Genomic DNA, 19,827 nt, shown 5'->3' on the forward strand with positions numbered 1-19,827 from the left:
CGACCGTCCTCGCCGCGGCGTCGGGCTCTCAGGGATCCTCGCGGCCGCGGGGGTCGCCCGGTCCTCCGGGACCGTCGGGCTGTTCCGGGCGTCCCGCGCCGTACGGACCGCCCGCGCCGTACGGGCCGTGCGGGCCCCTCGGGCCGTGCGGGCCTTCCGGTCCGGTGTACGGGTGGGGTTCCGGCTCGGGCCACGGTGTCGTCTGCGTGGAAGGGCCCGGTTCCTGGGTGGGCGGCCAGGTGTCCGGGTGCCGGCCGTCGGGCGGGGGATACGGTTCCAGCCGCTCGTCCGGCCGGCGACCGCGACGGCGGCGGCCCGACATCAGCAGCGCTCCGATCAGCTGCAGGAGACCGCCGCCCATCGCCAGCACCACGCCCCATTGGAGCCCGGAGCCGTCGGAGTCCACCGTCAGGCTCCCCGCCGCCTGACCCTGACGGACCATCCACAGCACGGTGAAGCCGAGCACCAGCACTCCGGCGAGCGCGACGACGAGCCGCGACCGGAACGCCACCCCGACGATCGTCAGCACCGCGGCGACGAGGAACGGCAGGAACAGCGAGGCCATCACCCCCGACGGGGTCGCGGTGATGCCTTCGAAGAGGTCCCCGACGCGGTAACCACGCCCGGGGCGGCCGTCGTACCAGTCGCGGAAGGGGCTCAGGACGGCGGCCGCCGCTCCGGCGAGAGCGACGACGGAGCCGAGGACGTTGCGGATCATCATCAGCCTCCCGTGCCGTGCGCGTGCGTACGTACCGGTGCCCGAGGAATGCGCACCTCTCCGTACCGGCAGCACGCGCGCGGACCTGTGCGTGCCGCTCTCGTCCTCGACGCTACGCCCGGCCCTCCGCCTCCGCGAGCGCGGCGTGCCCCGGGACTTCGGCTCCCACCCGGCACACCATGACCCATCTGTGACAGGGTCATGACTCTGCGAGGAGTCCGCGCCGCGATGCTGGAGCGGACACGAGAAGGCCCGAAGGCGCCGCGAGAAGGCGCCCGACGACGAAGACGAGATGCAAGGGGGGCTGCATCATGGTGCGGCAACAGGTGAAAATGGCGGCGGTCCTGGCGGTGGTGGTACTCGCACTCACCGGGTTCTCCACGTCGAGCCACGGCCACGGCGGATCGAGCCACCACTCCGGCGGCGGAGGCGGCTGCTCCAGCTCCAAGAAGAGCAACGGGGACTACGACGCCAACAACAACACCTACGACGACGATGACGATGACTACTATTCGGACTCGTCCACGGCGGATCCGACCACCGACGCCACCACGGAAGCCGCCACCACCGACCCGACCGTCCGCGTCGTCAGGTGCGCCGAACCGGCGAAGGGCTCCAGGAAGGCGGTGACGGTCTCGACGGTCGAGCTCACCCCGACCGGCTCCGGCACCGCGCGGGTGGACCTCACGGTGACCTTCTGGGACTCCGCCGGCAACTCGGTCGACACCGGGACCCGGCAGGTCACCCTCGACGCCGACTCGCCCCTCGACACGCAGGACTTCACGGTTCCGATGGCGCACCCGGCCACGGTCGACGAGGTGTACCGGTGCACCGCCGAAGCGGTCCTCGCCGGCTGACGATCCGTACGGCCGCACGGATCGGGGCCCGCCGCGACACCGTCGCGACGGGCCCCGAGCCCGTACCGGAACCCCCGTACCGGAACCCTCGCGGTGTGCCCGCCGGCCGAGGACGCACGACGGCCGCGGTGGCTCCCCCTCCGCGCCACCGCGGCCGTTCCCCCGTGCCCCGCGGCTCCCCCGAACCCCGGGCCCCCGTTGCGAAAAAAGTCCGTCAGGTGACGGGCTCCGACGTGGCGTGCATGTCGTCGGTCGTCGCCGTACCACCGGTGGCGTGCATGTCCAGCGGCTTCACCGTTCCCGAGGCCGACGCGGAGAGCGTGGCCGGCTCCCCGGCGACCTCGGTGCCGGTGGCGTGCATGTCCTGCGTCGTGAGTCCGGAGTCCTTCTTGGCGTTTGCCATGTTCCGCTCCCTGCGATTCTTCGTGTTGAGTGGGCGAGACGCGTCCGGCTGCTCCCCCGAGACCGCCGGACACGCCTCGTCTGCGCCGCTTGCCCTGATGCCGCGGCCCGCGGGTCACACCGTCCGCCCCCCGGCGCGACGGATCGACTGATAGGAAGAGTGCCGGGCCGCGATAAACGAATGATGAACGACGACCGACGCCGTGTCACGCGGGCATCACTGAGGCGAACCGGTCGAGCAGGGCGCGCACGTCGGCGGCCTCGGGGGAGCCCGACTCGTCGTAGACGGCGAGCGCCTCGCGCCAGCAGACCCGCGCCCGGCCGAACTGGCCGATCCGGACCAGAGCCCGCCCGAGGACCGTCAGGACGTTGGCCTTCCGCCACTCGCCCCCGATCCCGCGCAGCGCGGTGAGCGACTGCTCGGCCTCGGCGGCGGCCTCCACCGCACGCCCGGCGGCGAGATCCACCTCCGCCAGACGGAACAGGGTCATCCCCACCCACAGCCGCTGCCGGCTCTCCCGGAACACCCGCAGGGCCTCCTGCAGACGGTCGGTGGCATCCGCGTACAACTCGCGCTGGGTGAGCGCCATGCCCAGGGCGTAACGGCCGTTGGCGCTCCGCAGCGCGTGCCCCATGCCGTCGTAGATGTCGGTGCCCCGCTGCGCCAGCTCCACCGCGCTGGCGGTGCGGCCGGTCGCCAGATGGATACGGCTGAGGTTGCACAGCGCGCTCGCCTCGCCCGGCCGGTCACCGATCAGCCGGAACGCATCGATGGCCTGCGAGAAGAACGTCTCACCATCGCTGTGACGGCTCTGGTAAAGGGCCATGATCCCGAGGGCGTTCGAGGCCCAGCAGCCCGGCAGCGGATCGAGGGCGGGCTCCACGAGCGCCATGATCCGCGTCGCCTCCTGCTCGGCCTGGTCGAAGCGCCCCGACGCGTGGTGCACGTCCGCGAGGGTGACCAGGGCACGCACCTCCGCCCGCCGGTCGCCGCACGCCCCCGCCGCCTCCAGCACCGCCAGCGCGGTCGCCTCGTACTGCTTCGCGTTGGCACCCGACTCGCCGAGGTCCAGCGCCGCCCAGAGCAGATCGACCGCGCGGCGCAGAGTGTCCGCACCGCAGGACTGGCGCACACAGGCGAGGATCGTGGCCGCCTCCGTGTACAGCCAGTCCAGGGCCGCCTGCCGGTCGGTGAAGACGAGCCCGGCCCGGCCGGCCGGCTCCAGATGGTCCACCAGGCGGTCGCCCGGCCGCTCCAGCGCGTACACGCTCGTGGCCGTCGCCAGGTAGAAGTCGATCAGCCGGGAGAGGGCCCGCGCCCGCTGCTCCGGGGGATGCTCGTCGCGCTCGGCGCACGCACGCGCGTAGAGCCGGACGAGATCGTGGTAGCGGTAGCGCCCCGGCGCCGCCGACTCCAGGAGCGAGGTGTCGACCAGCGACTCCAGGAGATCCTCGGCGACGTGGGGCTCCAGATCGAGGAGCGCCGCCGCAGCCGCGAGGGAGATGTCGGGACCGTCCGCCAGACCCAGCAGACGGAACGCCCGGGCCTGGGCGGGCTCCAACTGGCCGTAACCCAGCTCGAACGTCGCCTTCACCGCCAGATCGCCGGCCCGCAGTTCGTCCAGCCGGCTCCGCTCGTCGGCGAGCTTCGCCGCGAGGACCGACACCGTCCAGGTACGGCGCGAGGCCAGCCGCGAGGCGGCGATACGGATCGCCAGCGGCAGGAACCCGCAGGCCGCCACCACGTCCAGGGCCGCCTCCCGTTCGGCGCTCACCCGCTCCTCGCCGACGATCCGGGTGAAGAGCTGCAGCGCCTCCGCGGGAGACATCACGTCCAGGTCCACCAGGTGCGCGCCGACCAGGTCGATCATGCGCGCCCGGCTCGTCACCAGGGCCGCGCACCCGGCGGTGCCGGGCAGCAACGGCCGCACCTGCGCGGCGTCGTGGGCGTTGTCCAGCAGCACCAGGACCCGGCGGCCGTCGAGCACCGAACGGTAGAGCGCGGCACGCTCGTCGAGCGAGGGCGGAATCACCGACTCCGGCGTGCCCAGCGCCCGCAGGAACGCCCCCAGCACCGTCTCGGGTTCGGCGGCACGGCCCCCCGCACCCTGGAGGTTGACGTACAACTGCCCGTCCGGGAAGTGGTTCCGGGCCTGGTGGGCGACGTGCACGGCGAGCGTGGTCTTGCCGACGCCCCCGATGCCCGCCACCGCGGACACCGCCATCACCGACCCCTCGGCCGTCGCCAGCAGGTTCCCGAGCTCCCGTACGAAGGAGTCGCGGCCGGTGAAGTCCGGGACCGTGGCGGGCAGCTGGGCGGGACGCGGAGCCGTCGCCGGCACGGCCGCGGACCCGCCGACCGGACGCGCCAACTCGTCGTCGGCCCGCAGGATGCGCTGCTGGAGCTGGGAGAGCTCGGGGCACGGATCGACGCCCAACTCCTCGGCGAGGAGCCGCCGGGTGTCCGCGTACACCGCGAGCGCCTCGGACTGCCGGCCGCTGCGGTAGAGCGCCACCATCAGCAACTCCCGCAGCCGCTCCCGCAGAGGGTGCGCGGCGGTCAGCGCGGTGAGCTCGGCGACCGTGTCCGCGTGGTGGCCCAGCTCCAGGTCCAGGTCGAGCCGCGTCTCCGTCAGCTGGAGCCGCCACTCCTCCAGTCGGGTGCGCTGGTTCTCCGCGTACGGCCCCGGTACGGAGGCCAGCGTCTCGCCGTCCCAGTGGGCGAGAGCCGCGGCCACCAACTCCCGCGCCCGCGCCCGGTCACCGGAGCTCCGCGCCTTCTCGGCCGCGCTCACCGACTCCTGCGCGAGATGGACGTCGAGGGCGCGCGAACCCTCGTCGAGACGTATCGCGTACCCGCCGGACTCGCTGACCAGCACGTCCCTGCCGAGCGCCTTGCGGAGCCGGGAGGCGTACGTACGGATCGCCGCCAGGGCCTGCGGCGGTGACTCCTCCCCCCAGATGGCGTCGATCAGCTCGGAGGCGGTCGCGGTACGGCCGTCCCGGAGGAGCAGCGCCGCCAACAGAGCGCGCTGCTGAGGGGATCCGGAGGGGAGCGGGGTCCCGCCGAGCCGCACGCGCACGGGGCCGAGAACGGCGAAGCACAGCTCGGCTCCGGGTACGGAGGGCTGCGCGGCGAGTTGTTCCGGAACGCGCACGCGTGGCCCGTCGTCGCCGTCCATTGATGCCCCCTGTCCTGCTTCGCCGCCCGGTCGTGCTGTGGTCACCGGCACCGGCACCGGCTCCGGGACGGAGGAGAGTACCCCGGTGTGGTTCGGGGTACATCCGGATCGCTCCGCACCGCTGATGCCGCTGTCGACAGTCTGCCTTGTCGCGGGCTGCCCCGTCAGCACTGCGTGATGCTCTGCACAAGGCTTCGACAACGTACGCGGAACCTTGCCCAGGAACGGGGCGGGCGGGGATCGGTGGCCGACGTTCGCCGGGGGGTGGCCGGTAGTCGGTGCTCGGTGGACCGGTGGACCGGTGGACCGGTGGACCGGTGGACCGGTGGACCGGTGTCGCCGGTGTGGCCGGTATGGCGGGTGTGGCCGGTCCGTCCGCGGCGGGTGCGCCGGGAGGGCCGCCGGCCCACGTGGTCTCTCGTGGTGACGCTCCGGGCCCGAGGTACGCGTCATGCGGCGGAGCGTCACACGGAGCCGTCGTTGAGCGGAGCCGTTGCCGTGCGGAGCCGTCGCCACGCCGGCCCGGTATCCACGCCACGACGGCTCCGTATCCACGCCACGCCGGCTCGGTATCCACGGTCGTGCGGTGGCCGGTGCGGAAAGGCAGGAGCCCCGCCTTTTCGCCGAAGCGAAGGGACGGGGCTCCTTGGGTACTGCTTACCGGCCGCGATCGGCCGACCCGGGCAACTAGGCCGGGGTGACGTTCTCAGCCTGCGGGCCCTTCGGACCCTGAGTGACGTCGAAGTTCACGACCTGGTTCTCCTCGAGAGAGCGGAACCCGGACGAGTTGATCGCGGAGTAGTGAACGAAGACATCCGGGCCGCCGCCGTCCTGGGCGATGAAGCCGAAGCCCTTTTCAGCGTTGAACCACTTGACGGTTCCGGTAGCCATAAAGCCCTCCTTGGGCCAAAGGGTTGCCCTGCTCCAGAACCTGCAAAGAAGTCTGAAAACTACAAAAGCCTGCGGGTTACATGCTCCGCAGGCTTTGTACTGCAAGGGAAACCAAACTGCAACTTGCGGGCGAGCCTAGCACGCACTCTCTGGGGAGCGGTAGAGGGAAAGATCACTTCACTCGAATGTTTGATTGGGCGATCCGATAGGTGACCAGCGCGTCGGGAGGCGGCTGCGGAGGGTGTGTGGCGCGGCCTGCCCGGAGGGGGCGCGGAAAGAGCGGTGGTGAGGGGCGTGAAGGGGGAGCGCGACGTGCCGTGAGGAGGGGATGCGGCGCTTGGTGAGGTGAGGTGAGGTGAGGTGAGGTGGGGCGCGGGGGTGCGGCGGGGCAAGTGCGGGGGAGCGGTGGTGTTCCGGGGTACGGATCCGGGCCGCGGGGCCGACGGGGTGGTGCGGCCGGAGGGGCGCTGCCGGAGCGGTGCGGGCGGGGAGCGGTGCGGGCGCCGGTGGTCGCCGGCCCACGGAGTGGGGGCCCTGACGGGGCGCGCTGCGGGTGGGAGAGGACGACGACGCGGGGGCGGACGCCCCGGTGGTGCTGCTCCTGGGCTGCGGGTCTAGCCTCGCGATGTGGACAATTCAACCGTCTCTCCCGTCGAAAGCGGCCATCGCCGCAGCCGGCCCCGCGTCGGCCACATCCAGTTCCTGAACTGCCTTCCCCTCTACTGGGGGCTGGCGCGGACGGGAACCCTGCTCGATCTGGAGCTGTCGAAGGACACCCCGGAGAAGCTCAGCGAGCAGCTGGTCAAGGGCGAGCTGGACATCGGTCCCATCACCCTGGTGGAGTTCCTGCGCAACGCCGATGACCTGGTCGCCTTCCCCGACATCGCGGTCGGCTGCGACGGCCCCGTCATGTCGTGCGTGATCGTGTCGCAGGTGCCCCTGGAGCAGCTCGACCGGGCCCGGGTGGCTCTCGGCTCGACCTCCCGCACCTCCGTCCGGCTGGCTCAGCTCCTGCTCGCCGAGCGCTACGGGGTGCGGCCCGACTACTACACCTGCCCGCCCGACCTCGCGGCGATGATGCAGGAGGCGGACGCCGCCGTGCTGATCGGGGACGCCGCTCTCCGTGCCAACCTGCACGACGCCCCGCGCCTCGGCCTCCAGGTCCACGACCTCGGCGAGATGTGGAAGGAGTGGACCGGGCTGCCGTTCGTCTTCGCCGTCTGGGCCGCCCGCAAGGACTACCTGGCCGCCGAGCCGAACTACGTCGCCAAGGTGCACGAGGCTTTCCTGGCCTCGCGGGACGTATCCCTCGAAGAGGTCACCAAGGTCGCCGAGCAGGCCGCGCGCTGGGAGGCCTTCGACGCGGAGGTGCTGGAGAGGTACTTCACCACCCTCGACTTCCGCTTCGGCCCCGACCAACTGGCGGGCGTGCGGGAGTTCGCCCGGCGGACCGGCGGCACCACCGGCTACCCCACCGACGTACACGTCGAGCTGCTCGGCAGCTGACCCCGCTGCCGGGCCGGACCCCGGCGGCCCTCCGGCCCGGACCCTGCGGCCCGCCAGCCCGGCCGGTCCGCCGGTCCGCCGGACCCGTGGGGTCCGCCCGGAGCGTGCGTCCCCCGGACCGGGCCCTCACCGCCCGGCCCGTCGGCCAGGGCGGTGCTCGCTTCCGGACGCCCGCTCGCCCGGCTGCCCTCCCGCGCCGGCCGTCCGTCCCGGACGGCCGGCGGATGGCGGATGGCGGGCGCTGGGCGGCGGGGCAGGCGGCCAGGAGGGGTGGGCCCTGTGCCCGCGCCCACCTCGGCCGTCCGCGCCCCTGCTCCGGGTCGCGCCCCTGCGGGCCCGCATCGAGGGTGCCTCCAGAACTCCGGCGACTCCGTACCTTCCGTAGGTCCGGAGCCCGCTCGGCCCCGCCCTCGGTCTCTCCGTCCGGCCCTCCTGGCGGCCCGGTGCGCCGGTGATCCATTTCTCCTCCTTCAGGCCCTTCGCGCTCTTCGCACTCTCTCGGCTCTTTCTCTCGCTTGCCGACTTTCGCCTCTCTTCGCGGCTTTCTTCCGGAAAGCCCCCGTCGCCGACTGCCCCCGCTTCTCCGAGGCGGGAGTTCATGCGGCAAAGGCCGGTCGGGCGTCGCCCTATCCCATCGGGGCGACGTACTCCGAGGCGGCGCGCGGGGCGGCGCGGGATCGCGGGACGGAGGGCGGGGGAGATCGAACGGGCGGAAGGTCCGGGTGGCTGTTCCCGGTTCGGCGCGGGAATGGCCGGGGTGCGGTCGGGGCTTTCGGCGCGTAACCCACCGGTAAGCCGATTCCGCTCGACGCCGCTCTCCCCCTATGGCCTTCGCTATCCCTCTCCTTTCCCGGATGAAGCGTGCGGGTCCTCGTCGCGGTGCGCCTCGTTCCCCGGCCTTCTCCTCCCGCTCATGTTTTATCCCCCTGTCGGCCGCCCCTTCGTTCGCTCCCCGGCGCGCGGGGCAGCGCCTGCCAGGGCTTTCCTCGTCGGGGAAGTCGGGATGCGGGGCGGGAGCGGCTTCCGGGACGTACCCGGCCGGGTGGCCGCCGCTGTGGCGGGCCACAACGGCGGAGAAAGTGGAATGGTGCATTCCGTTATCGCCCAGGGGCGCGCTCTTCCGCCCGGGACGACCGATGGAACCCTTTCCTGGGACCGGGTGACGGGCAGCCCTTACGCTTCGGTCCAGGTCCGGTCGCTTCACAGGGGGAGTCACCATGCAGCCGCTGGAAGCCGGCGAACCGCGCACCATCGGCGCCTACCGTCTGCTCGGCAGACTCGGCGCGGGCGGCATGGGGAGGGTCTACCTGGGACGGAGCGCGGGCGGCCGCACGGTGGCGGTGAAAGTGGTGCACCCGCACTTCGCCCTCGACGAGCAGTTCCGGGCCCGGTTCCGACGCGAGGTGGACTCCGCGCGGCGCGTCGGGGCCCGGTGGACCGCCCCGGTCCTGGATGCCGACCCCGACGCACCGGTCCCGTGGGTGGCCACCGGATACGTGGCGGGACCGTCCCTCTCACAGGCGGTGAACCGGCACGGCGCACTGCCCGAATCCGCCGTACGGGCCCTGGGCGGCGGCCTCGCGGAGGCCCTGGCCGGTGTCCACGCGCAGGGCATCGTCCACCGGGACGTGAAGCCCTCCAACGTGCTGCTCGCGCTCGACGGGCCCCGGCTCATCGACTTCGGTATCGCCCGGGCCCTCGGCGCCACCACCTCCCTCACCTCCACCGGGGCCTCCGTGGGGTCGCCCGGCTACATGGCGCCCGAACAGATCGTGGGCGGCGACGTCTCCGGGGCGGCCGACGTGTTCTCGCTCGGCGCGGTCCTGGCCTACGCCGCCACCGGCTCCGCCCCCTTCCCCGGCAACTCCTCCGCCGTACTCCTGTACAAGGTGGTCCACGAGGAACCCGAACTCGGCCACCTCGCAGGCGCGTTGCGGGAGATCGTCGCCGGCTGTCTGGCGAAGGACCCGGCAGCCCGGCCCACCCCGGCCGACGTCGCCCACGCTCTCGCCCCGGGCGGCACGGCGGCGCTGGTGGCGGCCGGCTGGCTGCCCGCCGCGCTCGTCCACGAGGTGAGCCGGGACGCCGTGGCGCTGCTCGACCTCGAACCCCAGGAAGGCCCGCCGCTCTCCGGCCCCGTCCCCTTCAGCAGCCCGTCGCTCGACGCGCGCGCGGCCGACGGCGGTACGCCCGCCGAGCGCGCGGCCGCATCGGACAGCGGGGCCTCCCGGTCCGCGTCGGCGTCCGGGCCGGGGGTCGGGGCGGGGGCGGAGGAGGGCACGGGTCTTCCGTCCTCCGCCGCCCACTCCTCCGGTGCCCTCGGCGTGTTCGGCCCACCGATTCCCCTCCCGGACGACCCGCCCGACCCACACCGCTCGCCGGCGGAGGCGTTCCCCCCGGGGCCCGGGCCGCGGTTCTCCGTCGCCATGAGCGCCGACACCCTGCCCGCGGGCCGGCCCGGCGCACGTCCCGGCCGGAGGGTGAGCTGCACCCTGGCACTGGCCGTCGCCGGTGCGCTGGCCGTCGCGACGGTGTGGTCGGGCACGCTGGGCGACCTGTTGCCCGGAGGCGCCGACCGGGACGCGGGAAAGCGGAACGACAGCGCCGCGTCCCCGCCCTCCGCCTCCCCGGACCCGGGGGCGGGCTCCCCCTCCGCAGGCTCCTCCTCCGGCTCCGGGTCCGGCACTGCGTCCCCGCCGACCCCGGGAGAGGGCGAGACCGGCGACGGCGAAGGGGCAGGCGGCGGCGGTGGAGGCGGGGGCGCCATCGCCGCCCTGCCCAAAGCGTTCGTGGGTACCTGGTCGGGCCCGACCCTCGAACGCTCCGGGGCCTCGCACGGCACCCTCACCGCCGTCTTCACCGAGGGGAAGAAGGGGCAGGACGTCGTCCGGATGATCCAGTCGGTCAGCTACCTCGGCACGAAGATCTCCTGCTCCAGCATCGGGACGCTCTCCTCCAGCACCCAGAAGGTGCTGAAGATCCATGAGCGCCCGGTCGCCGACAGCTCCGCCAGTCTCTTCTGCACCGGCGCCGACGCGGAGCTGAGCTTCACCCTCAACAACGACGGATCGCTGGCCTACCGGTCGTACGAGGAGGCCGCCGGACTTCCGACCGGCACGCTGACCCGGTCCGGCCGCTGAACCCGGAGGGGGCTGGCGTACGCTGATTCGGTCCGTGGATCCGTCGAAACACCGCCGAAAGGTGACAGCCCGGTGACCGAGAAGGCCGACCTCCAGCCCATCCTCGACCGCGCCGCCGAAGGCGGGCGGATCTCCGCGGAGGAGGCGCTCGACCTGTACCGGTCGGCTCCGCTGCACGCGCTCGGAGCAGCGGCCGACGCCGCGCGCCGGCGCCGCTTCGCGGGTACGGAGCACATCGCGACGTACATCATCGAGCGCAACATCAACTACACCAACGTGTGCGTCACCGCGTGCAAGTTCTGCGCCTTCTACGCCGCGCCGAAGGACACCGCCAAGGGCTGGTCCCGCGACCTCGACGAGATCCTGCGCCGCTGCGCGGAGACCGTCGAGCTGGGCGGCACCCAGATCATGTTCCAGGGCGGCCACCACCCGGACTACGGGGTGGAGTACTACGAGGAGCACTTCTCCGCCATCAAGAAGGCGTTCCCGCAGCTGGTGATCCACTCGCTCGGCGCCTCCGAGATCGACCACATGGCCCGCATCTCCAAGGTGTCCGCCGAGGAGGCGATCCAGCGCATCCACGCCGCCGGCCTCGACTCCTTCGCCGGCGCCGGCGCCGAACTCCTGCCGGCCCGCCCGCGCAAGGCCATCGCTCCCCTGAAGGAGTCCGGCGAGCGCTGGCTGGAGATCATGGAGGCGGCGCACAACCTGGGTGTCGAGTCCACCGCCACCATGCTGATGGGTACGGGCGAGACCAACGCCGAGCGCATCGAGCACCTCCGCATGATCCGCGACGTGCAGGACCGTACGGGCGGCTTCCGCGCCTTCATCCCGTACACCTACCAGCCGGAGAACAACCACCTGAAGGGCCGCACGCACGCGACGCTCTTCGAGTACCTCCGCATGATCGCCATCGCGCGCCTCTTCCTCGACAACGTCGCGCACATCCAGGGTTCCTGGCTGACCACCGGCAAGGAGGTCGGCCAGCTGTCGCTGCACTACGGGGCGGACGACCTCGGCTCGATCATGCTGGAGGAGAACGTCGTCTCCTCCGCCGGTGCCAAGCACCGCTCCAACCGCCTGGAGATCATCGACCTGATCCGCAAGGCGGGGCGCGTGCCCGCCCAGCGTGCGACGACGTACGAGCACCTGGTCGTCCACGAGGACCCGGCGCTCGACCCCGTCGACGACCGTGTCGTCTCGCACATCGCGTCCACCGCCATCGAGGGCGGCACCGCTCACCCCGAGCTGAAGCTCCTCAGCGCCAACTGAGGGCTGCCTCTCGCGGCCGGGGCCGGCCCGACGGGTCGGACCCCGGCCGACGCGGCCCGCCCGGCGCGCCCGACAGGGCCGCGCTCGCTCCCGTCCGGTCCCTCCGTCCGTCTCTCTGTGCCCGGTCCCGGGCGAGGTGTCCCCGCGTGCTGACGATCCACGCCGCCGACCTGCTGCTGCCCGGTCCCGGGCGCCGGCCCGTCGTCGGCGGCGCGGTCCTCGTCAGGGACGGGATCCTCGCCGCCGTCGGCCCGTACGACGAACTGACCGCCCAGCACCCGGCCGCCCGGGTCCGCCGTTGGCCCGGGCTGTTGACTCCCGGCCTCGTCCAGCCGCACGGCTCACACCTGCTGGAGCGGGCTTACCACCCCGACCCGCGGGAAGCGGACGAGTTCGGCACCGAACCGCTGACCGGCACCGCCCTCAACGGCGTGGAGATGAGCGACACCCGGTGGGGCGCCAGCGCCCGGCGCGGGGTGCAGCGGATGCTCGCGCACGGCACCGTCGCCATAGGGGGGCCGCTCACGCGACCCGCCGTGACGGACGCCGTACAGCGGTCGGGCATCCGACTTCTCGGACACGCCCCGGCGGCGGAGCCCGGCCCGCCGGCCTCGCTGGACCCGCTCGCACGGCGCCGTACGGTGGCCGAGGCCTTCGCCGCCCCGGCGCTCGACACGGCGAACCGCCCCGCGGACTTCGCGGTGTTCGACGCCCCTGACGACGCGATCCTCCTCGGTGTGGGCGCGGCCTGCTGCGTCGTCACCGTCCTCGGCGGACGGATGGTCCACCGGCGGCGCTGAGGCGAAACCGAATCCGGGCGCCCCCGACCGGAGTCGTTCGTGCGGGAGCAGGCCGGCTTCACGGGTGCGGTGCCGGCCCCCGCGGGCCCGGGCCGGATCGGGGCGAGAGGTTTCCGTCCCCTCCGCTACATCCCCTCCATCGGGTGCGCGGCCACGAACTTCACCGGGCCGGTGATCCGGGAGTCGCGCGCCATGGTGCGCAACTGCTCGACGGTGACGGGCGAAGACCGTCCGTGCACGAGGTCCGGTGCCACGGACAGTTCGACCGACTGGTTCTCGAAGGTGAACTCGACCCGCGCGCCCATCAGGTCCGACGGTCCCACGGGGGCGGTCGTCGCGGTGGCCATGGTGCCGTCCCGCATCACGAACTCGTCGCAGGTGCTGCGCTTCGCGGGCCTCTCCGGACACTTCCTCTGCTCACCGGCCTCGTTCCCCTCCGCGGGACGGATCGAGAAGGTGAGGGGATAGGTGAACTTCCCGGCCTTGAGCTGGTACTGGCTGACGCGCAGGTCCACCGGGTGCACCACCCCCTGGAGGTACAGCATGTCGTCGAGGTCCTTGGCGGCCCCCTGCTGGAACTCCTCCTGCATCCTCCGCTCGGCGGTGGTCAGCTCCGCCATGGAGAACTCCCCGGGCGAGGGCTCCACGTGCACCGGCTCGCGGGGACGGTCGACCTGTTCGGCATCGGCCAGGATGTCCGGATCGACGAGGGCGGCCGGGCTCGGATCCGAGCCCGTGACGGCGGGCGTGGCCGTCCCACCGGCCGACCAGGGGGTCGTCGCGGCGAAGACGCCGAGGGCCATCACGGCGGTGATTCCCGAGCCCAGCGCGATCCGGGTGCGCGCCCGTCGTCTGCGGCCCAGGGCCATGGCTCCGGCCACCAGATCTCCTCTCAGGGGCTCTCGCCCCGCGGCTTCTTCCATGACGGACCTGAGCAGCAGCCCGTCCATCTCCCGCTCGACTTCCGTGGGATCGGTCAGCATGGTCTTCCTCCTCTGGTCTCAGGCGTGATCGGCGTAGACGTGGGCATCGCCGAGGTGGTCCCGCAGCCGGGCGAGGGACCGGGAACACTGGCTCTTCACGGTGGACTCGCTGCACCGCATCAGGGAGGCGACGGTGTCGACACTCAGGTCCTCCCAGTAGCGCAGGACGACCATCGCCCGCGCCCGGGGCGGCAGCTCCGCCAGGGCGGAGAGCAGGGTGACGGTCAGCTCGGGGCTGGTGCCGGCCACCGGCGGATCCAGGGGCACGTGCGCGAGGAAGTCCCGGAGGCGCCTTCTTCGCTCGGCGAGATAGGTGCGCGTCAGCACCGTCCGGGCGTACGCGTGAGGTGACTCGGCCGCCCCCACCCGGCGCCAGTGCTGGAACAACTTGGCCAGCGTCGTCTGTGTGAGGTCCCGGGCGTTCTCCGCGTTGCCGCAGAGGAGGTAGGCGGTCCTGTACAGCCGGCCCTGACTGGCGCGGGCGAACTCCTCGAAACCCTCGGTGGTCATGGGGCCGGTGGCGCTCCGGCCCGGTCCTGTGTTCATCTGCCCCCCGTGCGGCTTTCCGTCTCGCGGTCCTGTCTGTCCCGTCTCCCTTCCCTGAGCGCTCCCGCCGCCGAAAGGTTGAGAGGGAGAGGAGAACTCGTCGTGGTCCTCCCGCCCCTGCCGGGCCGCGGGCCGGACGCGCCGCCCGGGTGACCCCGGTGAGACCTGCCGGAACGGGCTGCTTGAATGGGACGGTGACCCGAGCATCCCTGGAAAAGCAGCCGCACGAAGTCGCCTCGATGTTCGACGACGTGGCGCGACGGTACGACCTGACCAACGACGTGCTCTCCCTCGGACAGGCGCGGCTCTGGCGCAAGGAGGTCGCCAAGGCGGTCGACGCGCGCCCGGGGCAGAAGATCCTGGACCTGGCCGCCGGTACGGCCACCTCCTCGCAGCCCTTCGCCCGCGCCGGCGCCTACGTCGTGCCCTGCGACTTCTCGATCGGCATGCTGAAGGTGGGCAAGGAGCGCCACCCCTGGATGCCCTTCACGGCGGGTGACGGGACGAAGCTCCCGTTCAAGGACGGGACGTTCGACGCGGTCACCATCTCCTTCGGGCTCCGCAACATCCAGGACACCGACGCCGCGCTGAGTGAGCTGTACCGGGTGACCAAGCCCGGTGGCCGAGTGGTGATCTGCGAGTTCTCGCAGCCCACCTGGGCGCCGTTCCGCACGGTGTACCTGGAGTACCTGATGAAGGCGCTGCCGCCGCTGGCCACCGCGGTGAGCAGCAACCCCGACGCGTACGTCTACCTCGCCGAGTCCATCCGCGCCTGGCCCGACCAGGCGGGACTGGCGACCCTGCTGCAGAAGGCCGGCTGGTCGAGCGTCGCCTGGCGCGATCTCACCGGTGGCGTGGTCGCGCTGCACCGGGGCGTACGCGTCTGACGCAGCCCGTCCGGGGCACGTGGCCGCCGCCCGGTTCGGGCGCGCCACGGCCCGGTCGTCCGTGCGGTCGTGCCCCGGACGGCCGCACCGCGCCCCGTCGCGTGCGCGTCGCACCCCCGTCCTGCGCCGGCTCAGGCGTTCAGCGTGATCCGGTAGCAGAGCACCGTCCGCGGTACCCCGGTCGTGATCTCGTACGACTCGGCGCGGCGCATCCCCAGTCGCTCGGCCACCGCGGCGGACCGGTGGTTGCGCGCGTCGATCACCGCGACGACCTCGCGGACACCGGCGGCCCGCAGTCGCTCCAGGGTGGTGCGGGCCGCCGCGGTCGCGTACCCGCGGCCCCAGGCGGCGCGGCCCAGCCGCCAGCCGATCTCGATCTCCCCGACCGGTCCGTACGCCGTGTGCGGCCACGGCTGCGCGCCGGTGAAGCCCAGCACCTCGCCGGCCTCGTCGGTCACCGTCCAGAGGCAGAAGCCGAGTTCGGCGTCGTGCCGCCGCTGGCGCGCGGTCAGCTCCTCGTAGACCGAGAACTCCGCGCGGCGGCCGCCGAGGAACTCCATCACCTCCGGGTCGTCGAAGGCCCGGTACCAGTCCAGGGTGTCCTCGTCCGTGGGCACCCGCAGACGTACGCTCGGGTTCGGGGAAGGCGCGATCGTCATCGGGGAGCCCTTCGGGAAGTTGATCTGCGGGTCCCCATAGACTGCATGGGACCGGTGCCCCGCGGCACGCGATTTCGAGTCTTCGGGAGATCCGACCGTGACCGAGCCCCTCCCCGAACACAGCGCGGACGTGATCGTCGTCGGAGCGGGCCCTGCCGGCTCCACGACCGCCTACTACCTCGCCAAGGCCGGACTCGACGTCCTGCTGCTGGAGAAGACGGCGTTCCCCCGGGAGAAGGTCTGCGGCGACGGTCTCACCCCGCGCGCGACCAAGCAGCTCGTCGCCATGGGCATCGACATCTCCGAAGAGGCCGGCTGGTCGCGGAACAAGGGCCTCCGTATCATCGGCGGCGGCGTCCGGCTCCAGCTCGACTGGCCCGACCTCGCCTCGTACCCGGACTACGGCCTCGTCCGCAAGCGCGACGACTTCGACGAGCAGCTCGCCCGGCAGGCGCAGAAGGCCGGCGCGCGGCTGTACGAACGCGCCAACGTCGGCGCCCCGATCATCGACGAGCGCACCGGCCGCATCACCGGCGTCAACGCCAAGCTCGGCGAGGAGAAGACCCCGGTCACCTTCCACGCCCCGCTCGTCGTCGCCGCCGACGGCAACTCCACCCGGCTCTCCCTCGCCATGGGCCTGCACCGCCGCGAGGACCGCCCGATGGGCGTCGCCGTCCGCACGTACTTCACCTCGCCCCGCCACGACGACGACTACCTCGAGTCCTGGCTGGAGTTGTGGGACCGGCGCGGCCCGCAGGAGCGGCTGCTGCCCGGGTACGGCTGGATCTTCGGCATGGGTGACGGCACGTCCAACGTCGGCCTCGGCATCCTCAACTCCTCGTCCGCCTTCAAGGAGCTGGACTGGCGTGAGGTCCTCAAGGCCTGGTGCGCCTCGATGCCGGCGGACTGGGGCTACACCCCGGAGAACATGACGACGCCCATCCGCGGCGCCGCCCTCCCGATGGCCTTCAACCGCCAGCCGCACTACACCAAGGGCCTGCTGCTCGTCGGCGACGCGGGCGGTCTCGTCAACCCGTTCAACGGCGAGGGCATCGCGTACGCCATGGAGTCCGGCCAGATCGCCGCCGACGTCATCGTGCAGGCCGCCGCCCGCGCGACCCCGGCCCAGCGCGAACTGGCCCTGCACAATTACCCGAAGATCCTGAAGGACACCTACGGCGGCTACTACACGCTGGGCCGCGCCTTCGTGAAGATCATCGGAAACCCGAAGATCATGAAGATCGCCACCCAGCGCGGCCTCACCCACCCGCTGCTGATGAAGTTCACCCTCAAGATGCTGGCCAACCTCACCGACCCGACGGGCGGCGACGCGATGGACCGCATCATCAACGGGCTGTCGAAGGTGGCGCCGAAGGCGTGAGACGGGGGAGCGGGGCCGGGGCACGTACCCGGTCCCGGACCTGCCACCCGCGCGACTCCCCCGACACGACCGAGGAGGGGGAGGAGACGCACACGCACCTCCTCCGCATCTCGGACGTCATGGGCGAGATGCCGGCAGCGATGCGGAAGGATCTCGGCGTCACGGCCTCGCCCGGCCGGTGAGGGGTGCCGCCCTCACTCGTCGGCCTCTCCCCGTGCGTGCGGCTCGTCCTTCCGGTCGGGAGGAAGAGTCGGGACGGGCCGGGCCGGGCCGGGCCGCAGGACCCTGGCCGGCCCCCGTCCGCGCCGTCGAGCCGGAAATCTCGGCAGGACCGGCGTGCTGCGATGAGTTCTCGCCCCTGCGGCGGTCTTTCCTGGAGATACCGCGTCGTACCCATCGAGGGGACGACGGAAGAACGAGGAGCGAGCCCGTGAGCATCGTCATCAGTGAGTTCATCAGCCTCGACGGCGTCGTCCAGGCGCCGGGCGGTCCCGAGGAGGACACGGACGGCGGGTTCGCGCACGGCGGCTGGTCGCACCCCTTCTTCGACGCGGACGTCGTGGGCGGGGCTTTCGACGAGGTGCTGAGCAAGGCGGACGCGCTGCTGTTCGGGCGCCGTACCTGGCAGGCGATGGCCGGGGCGTGGCCGGACCGGGCGGGCGATCCGTTCGCCGACCGGATGAACGCCGTCCCGAAGTACGTCGTGTCGACGACGCTGGGCGACCAGGAGCTGACGTGGGCGAACAGCACGCTGATCCCGGGCACGGAGGCGGTCGGCCGCATCCGTGCCCTGCGCGGGACCACGGGCGGTGACCTGGCGGTCATGGGCAGCCCCACCCTCGTACGGACCCTGCTGGCGGAGGGGCTCGTCGACGAACTGCGGCTGATCGTCATGCCGGTGCTGCTCGGCGGCGGCAAGACGATCTTCCCGGCGGACGGCATGCTGCGCACCCTGGAGCTGGTCTCGACCGTCACCAGTGCGGCGGGCGTGAACGTCTGCACCTACCGGCCCACCGCGACCTCCTGACGCGCGCGACGCGGGACGTGCGCGCGGCGCGGGCGCGCCACGTGCGCGCGGGCCGGCTGACACCTTGCGCCGCGCCCGGTCCGCCGCAGACCATCGCTCCCATGAGAGTCGACGTGCGGTTCGAAGACGGTGCCCTGGTCCTGACGGACGACCCGGCGGAGGAGGGCGTCTACCGTCTGCCACGTGCCGGGGAACCGGTGGACGGAGCCGCCCGCCGCACCCTCACCCTCGCCGAGGCGCTCCACGCGCGCATCCGGCCGGTCGGTACGGCGGAGGCGGTCCTCCGCGAGTGGGCGACCCGGGGGCCGAGGAGCGGCTCACCCTCGGCCCAGGACCCGGCGGCCGCCGTACCCACGCGGGTACGGGCCGGAGCGCTCGTGATCCGCGACGACCGCATCCTCCTCATCCGTCAGACCAAGCGGCGTGAGACCTGGTACGAGATCCCCGGCGGCGGCGTGGAGGCGGGGGAGACCCTGCACCAGGCGGTGGTACGGGAGTTGCGGGAGGAGACCGCCCTGGCCGGCACCGTCCGCGAGGAGGTGGCCCGGGTCTGGAAGGAAGGGACCCGGCAGCACTACTTCGTCGTCCACGCCGAGGGAGAGGTCGGCGCGCACGAGCAGTTGGACAACTACGGAGGCCGGCCCACGTGGATGCCGGTCGCCGACCTGCCCGCGACCGCGCTCTGGCCGCGCCGGCTGAGCTGGCGCATCGCCCACTGGCAGCACACGGGGTGGCCCACCGAGCCGATCGAACTGGCGGACAGCGTCAGGAACTTGGGGAAGCCCTGCACGTGGTAGCCGGTGCGCCGGTCATCGCCCCCCCCTGCTATCGTGCGCCGATGTCAGCGATCAGACAGTTCCAAGTGACCTTCGACTGTGCCGAACCCGCGCGCCTCGCCGGCTTCTGGTGCGAGGTGCTGGGTTACGTCGTACCCCCGGTCCCGACGGGGTTCGCCACGTGGGAGGAGTACCACCACTCGCTGCCGCCCGAGGACCAGGTGGTCTACTTCGCGTGCAGTGATCCCTCGGGCGTGGGCCCGCGCGTGCTCTTCCAGCGGGTTCCCGAGGGGAAAGCCGTCAAGAACCGGCTCCACCTCGACGTCCGGGTCGGTACGGGGCTCGTGGGTGACGAGCGCCTGGCCACGCTCGAAGCCGAATGCGCGCGTCTGCTCGCGCTGGGCGCGGTGCACGTACGGACGCTGCGCGCGGACGGCGAGAACGAGTCCTGCATCGTGATGCAGGACATCGAGGGCAACGAGTTCTGTCTCGACTGAGGAGCCTGGCTGAGGCCGCTCACGGGTGAGCCCTCCGGCCCCGCCGCCGACGGCAGCGGTCCGGCGGCGGGAGCTGATCCCCGGCCCGGCCTCGGCCCGACGCAGGCCCGGCCTCGGCCCGACGCAGGCCCGGCCTCGGCCCGACCCGGGCCCGGTCCGGGTCTGTCCCGGGGGGTATCCCCACCCCGCTCCCTGGGCCCAGCGGCACCGCCGATCGGCGTGCCCACCGGATGTTCCCGGAACAGGACGGGACCGGAGGATGGATCGCATCCGACAGCGATCCAGGACACCGACCTCCGAGGA

At 72.6% G+C, this 19,827-nt stretch carries 17 protein-coding genes; 10 read left to right on the forward strand and 7 right to left on the reverse strand.

Translation table 11 applies throughout. The features are described from left to right. Nucleotides 1–28: 28 nt before the first annotated feature. A complete protein-coding gene (locus PZB77_RS18495; RefSeq protein WP_275496117.1) occupies nucleotides 29–718 on the reverse strand; it encodes a hypothetical protein in 690 nt (229 codons plus the stop codon). Nucleotides 719–1,029: 311 nt separating this feature from the next. On the opposite strand from PZB77_RS18495, the gene PZB77_RS18500 reads away from it, so the two are divergent. Then, nucleotides 1,030–1,575, forward strand: coding sequence for a hypothetical protein (locus PZB77_RS18500; RefSeq protein ID WP_275493715.1), 546 nt, complete (start codon nucleotides 1,030–1,032; stop codon nucleotides 1,573–1,575). A 214-nt stretch (nucleotides 1,576–1,789) separates the two neighbouring features. On the opposite strand, the gene PZB77_RS18505 is transcribed toward PZB77_RS18500, so the two are convergent. The 3 genes from PZB77_RS18505 to PZB77_RS18515 all read right to left on the reverse strand — a co-directional run bounded on the left by PZB77_RS18505 (nucleotide 1,790) and on the right by PZB77_RS18515 (nucleotide 6,050). Next, the gene (locus PZB77_RS18505) at nucleotides 1,790–1,978 is read right to left on the reverse strand and encodes a hypothetical protein (RefSeq protein WP_275493716.1); all 189 of its coding nucleotides are present in this window, start codon (nucleotides 1,976–1,978) and stop codon (nucleotides 1,790–1,792) included. A 205-nt stretch (nucleotides 1,979–2,183) separates the two neighbouring features. Further along, nucleotides 2,184–5,159 (reverse strand): AfsR/SARP family transcriptional regulator, encoded by a 2,976-nt coding sequence (locus PZB77_RS18510; RefSeq protein ID WP_275493717.1) that lies wholly within the window; start codon nucleotides 5,157–5,159, stop codon nucleotides 2,184–2,186. A gap of 687 nt (nucleotides 5,160–5,846) precedes the next feature. Then, nucleotides 5,847–6,050: a cold-shock protein gene (locus PZB77_RS18515; protein ID WP_132902898.1), complete on the reverse strand. Its 204-nt coding sequence runs from the start codon at nucleotides 6,048–6,050 to the stop codon at nucleotides 5,847–5,849. 627 nt (nucleotides 6,051–6,677) lie between these two features. Between PZB77_RS18515 and PZB77_RS18520 the strand changes: the two genes are divergently transcribed. The 4 genes from PZB77_RS18520 (at nucleotide 6,678) to PZB77_RS18535 (ending at nucleotide 12,768) form a co-directional block, all read left to right on the forward strand. Beyond that, entirely contained in the window at nucleotides 6,678–7,556 is an 879-nt protein-coding gene (locus PZB77_RS18520) for a menaquinone biosynthesis protein (protein WP_275493718.1), read from the forward strand. A 1,217-nt stretch (nucleotides 7,557–8,773) separates the two neighbouring features. Further along, the gene (locus PZB77_RS18525; protein ID WP_275493719.1) at nucleotides 8,774–10,696 is read left to right on the forward strand and encodes a serine/threonine-protein kinase; all 1,923 of its coding nucleotides are present in this window, start codon (nucleotides 8,774–8,776) and stop codon (nucleotides 10,694–10,696) included. A gap of 72 nt (nucleotides 10,697–10,768) precedes the next feature. Beyond that, the gene (gene mqnC / locus PZB77_RS18530; RefSeq protein WP_275493720.1) at nucleotides 10,769–11,968 is read left to right on the forward strand and encodes a cyclic dehypoxanthinyl futalosine synthase; all 1,200 of its coding nucleotides are present in this window, start codon (nucleotides 10,769–10,771) and stop codon (nucleotides 11,966–11,968) included. Between the two features lie 146 nt (nucleotides 11,969–12,114). Next, nucleotides 12,115–12,768: a hypothetical protein gene (locus tag PZB77_RS18535; RefSeq protein WP_275493721.1), complete on the forward strand. Its 654-nt coding sequence runs from the start codon at nucleotides 12,115–12,117 to the stop codon at nucleotides 12,766–12,768. 125 nt (nucleotides 12,769–12,893) lie between these two features. Here PZB77_RS18535 and PZB77_RS18540 read toward each other — a convergent pair whose 3' ends face one another. Next, on the reverse strand, nucleotides 12,894–13,751 hold the full coding sequence (locus tag PZB77_RS18540) for a hypothetical protein (RefSeq protein ID WP_275493722.1): 858 nt from the start codon (nucleotides 13,749–13,751) through the stop codon (nucleotides 12,894–12,896). Between the two features lie 18 nt (nucleotides 13,752–13,769). Then, nucleotides 13,770–14,297 carry a SigE family RNA polymerase sigma factor gene (locus PZB77_RS18545; protein WP_275493723.1) on the reverse strand — a complete coding sequence of 176 codons (528 nt, stop codon included), beginning with the start codon at nucleotides 14,295–14,297 and terminating at the stop codon, nucleotides 13,770–13,772. A gap of 194 nt (nucleotides 14,298–14,491) precedes the next feature. Here PZB77_RS18545 and PZB77_RS18550 point away from each other — a divergent pair, with 194 nt between their 5' ends. Then, on the forward strand, nucleotides 14,492–15,184 hold the full coding sequence (locus tag PZB77_RS18550; RefSeq protein WP_275493724.1) for a demethylmenaquinone methyltransferase: 693 nt from the start codon (nucleotides 14,492–14,494) through the stop codon (nucleotides 15,182–15,184). 131 nt (nucleotides 15,185–15,315) lie between these two features. On the opposite strand, the gene PZB77_RS18555 is transcribed toward PZB77_RS18550, so the two are convergent. Then, nucleotides 15,316–15,843, reverse strand: a complete 528-nt coding sequence (locus PZB77_RS18555; RefSeq protein ID WP_275493725.1) for a GNAT family N-acetyltransferase — start codon at nucleotides 15,841–15,843, stop codon at nucleotides 15,316–15,318. Between the two features lie 97 nt (nucleotides 15,844–15,940). On the opposite strand from PZB77_RS18555, the gene PZB77_RS18560 reads away from it, so the two are divergent. The 4 genes from PZB77_RS18560 to PZB77_RS18575 all read left to right on the forward strand — a co-directional run bounded on the left by PZB77_RS18560 (nucleotide 15,941) and on the right by PZB77_RS18575 (nucleotide 19,524). Continuing rightward, the gene (locus PZB77_RS18560) at nucleotides 15,941–17,224 is read left to right on the forward strand and encodes a geranylgeranyl reductase family protein (RefSeq protein ID WP_275493726.1); all 1,284 of its coding nucleotides are present in this window, start codon (nucleotides 15,941–15,943) and stop codon (nucleotides 17,222–17,224) included. Between the two features lie 430 nt (nucleotides 17,225–17,654). Then, nucleotides 17,655–18,251, forward strand: a complete 597-nt coding sequence (locus PZB77_RS18565) for a dihydrofolate reductase family protein (protein ID WP_275493727.1) — start codon at nucleotides 17,655–17,657, stop codon at nucleotides 18,249–18,251. A gap of 101 nt (nucleotides 18,252–18,352) precedes the next feature. Further along, on the forward strand, nucleotides 18,353–19,048 hold the full coding sequence (locus PZB77_RS18570; RefSeq protein ID WP_275493728.1) for an NUDIX domain-containing protein: 696 nt from the start codon (nucleotides 18,353–18,355) through the stop codon (nucleotides 19,046–19,048). Between the two features lie 41 nt (nucleotides 19,049–19,089). Then, nucleotides 19,090–19,524 (forward strand): VOC family protein, encoded by a 435-nt coding sequence (locus tag PZB77_RS18575; RefSeq protein WP_275493729.1) that lies wholly within the window; start codon nucleotides 19,090–19,092, stop codon nucleotides 19,522–19,524. Nucleotides 19,525–19,827 lie beyond the last annotated feature (303 nt).

Source organism: Streptomyces sp. AM 2-1-1 (assembly GCF_029167645.1).
Taxonomy (GTDB): domain Bacteria; phylum Actinomycetota; class Actinomycetes; order Streptomycetales; family Streptomycetaceae; genus Streptomyces.

What these genes read in the sequence shown, in the direction of transcription:
- PZB77_RS18495 (WP_275496117.1), bottom strand. Translation starts at nt 718, where the DNA reads ATGATCCGCAACGTCCTCGGCTCCGTCGTCGCTCTCGCCGGAGCGGCG.
- PZB77_RS18500 (WP_275493715.1), top strand. Translation starts at nt 1,030, where the DNA reads ATGGTGCGGCAACAGGTGAAAATGGCGGCGGTCCTGGCGGTGGTGGTA.
- PZB77_RS18505 (WP_275493716.1), bottom strand. Translation starts at nt 1,978, where the DNA reads ATGGCAAACGCCAAGAAGGACTCCGGACTCACGACGCAGGACATGCAC.
- PZB77_RS18510 (WP_275493717.1), bottom strand. Translation starts at nt 5,159, where the DNA reads ATGGACGGCGACGACGGGCCACGCGTGCGCGTTCCGGAACAACTCGCC.
- PZB77_RS18515 (WP_132902898.1), bottom strand. Translation starts at nt 6,050, where the DNA reads ATGGCTACCGGAACCGTCAAGTGGTTCAACGCTGAAAAGGGCTTCGGC.
- PZB77_RS18525 (WP_275493719.1), top strand. Translation starts at nt 8,774, where the DNA reads ATGCAGCCGCTGGAAGCCGGCGAACCGCGCACCATCGGCGCCTACCGT.
- PZB77_RS18540 (WP_275493722.1), bottom strand. Translation starts at nt 13,751, where the DNA reads ATGCTGACCGATCCCACGGAAGTCGAGCGGGAGATGGACGGGCTGCTG.
- PZB77_RS18545 (WP_275493723.1), bottom strand. Translation starts at nt 14,297, where the DNA reads ATGAACACAGGACCGGGCCGGAGCGCCACCGGCCCCATGACCACCGAG.
- PZB77_RS18555 (WP_275493725.1), bottom strand. Translation starts at nt 15,843, where the DNA reads ATGACGATCGCGCCTTCCCCGAACCCGAGCGTACGTCTGCGGGTGCCC.
- PZB77_RS18570 (WP_275493728.1), top strand. Translation starts at nt 18,353, where the DNA reads ATGAGAGTCGACGTGCGGTTCGAAGACGGTGCCCTGGTCCTGACGGAC.
- PZB77_RS18575 (WP_275493729.1), top strand. Translation starts at nt 19,090, where the DNA reads ATGTCAGCGATCAGACAGTTCCAAGTGACCTTCGACTGTGCCGAACCC.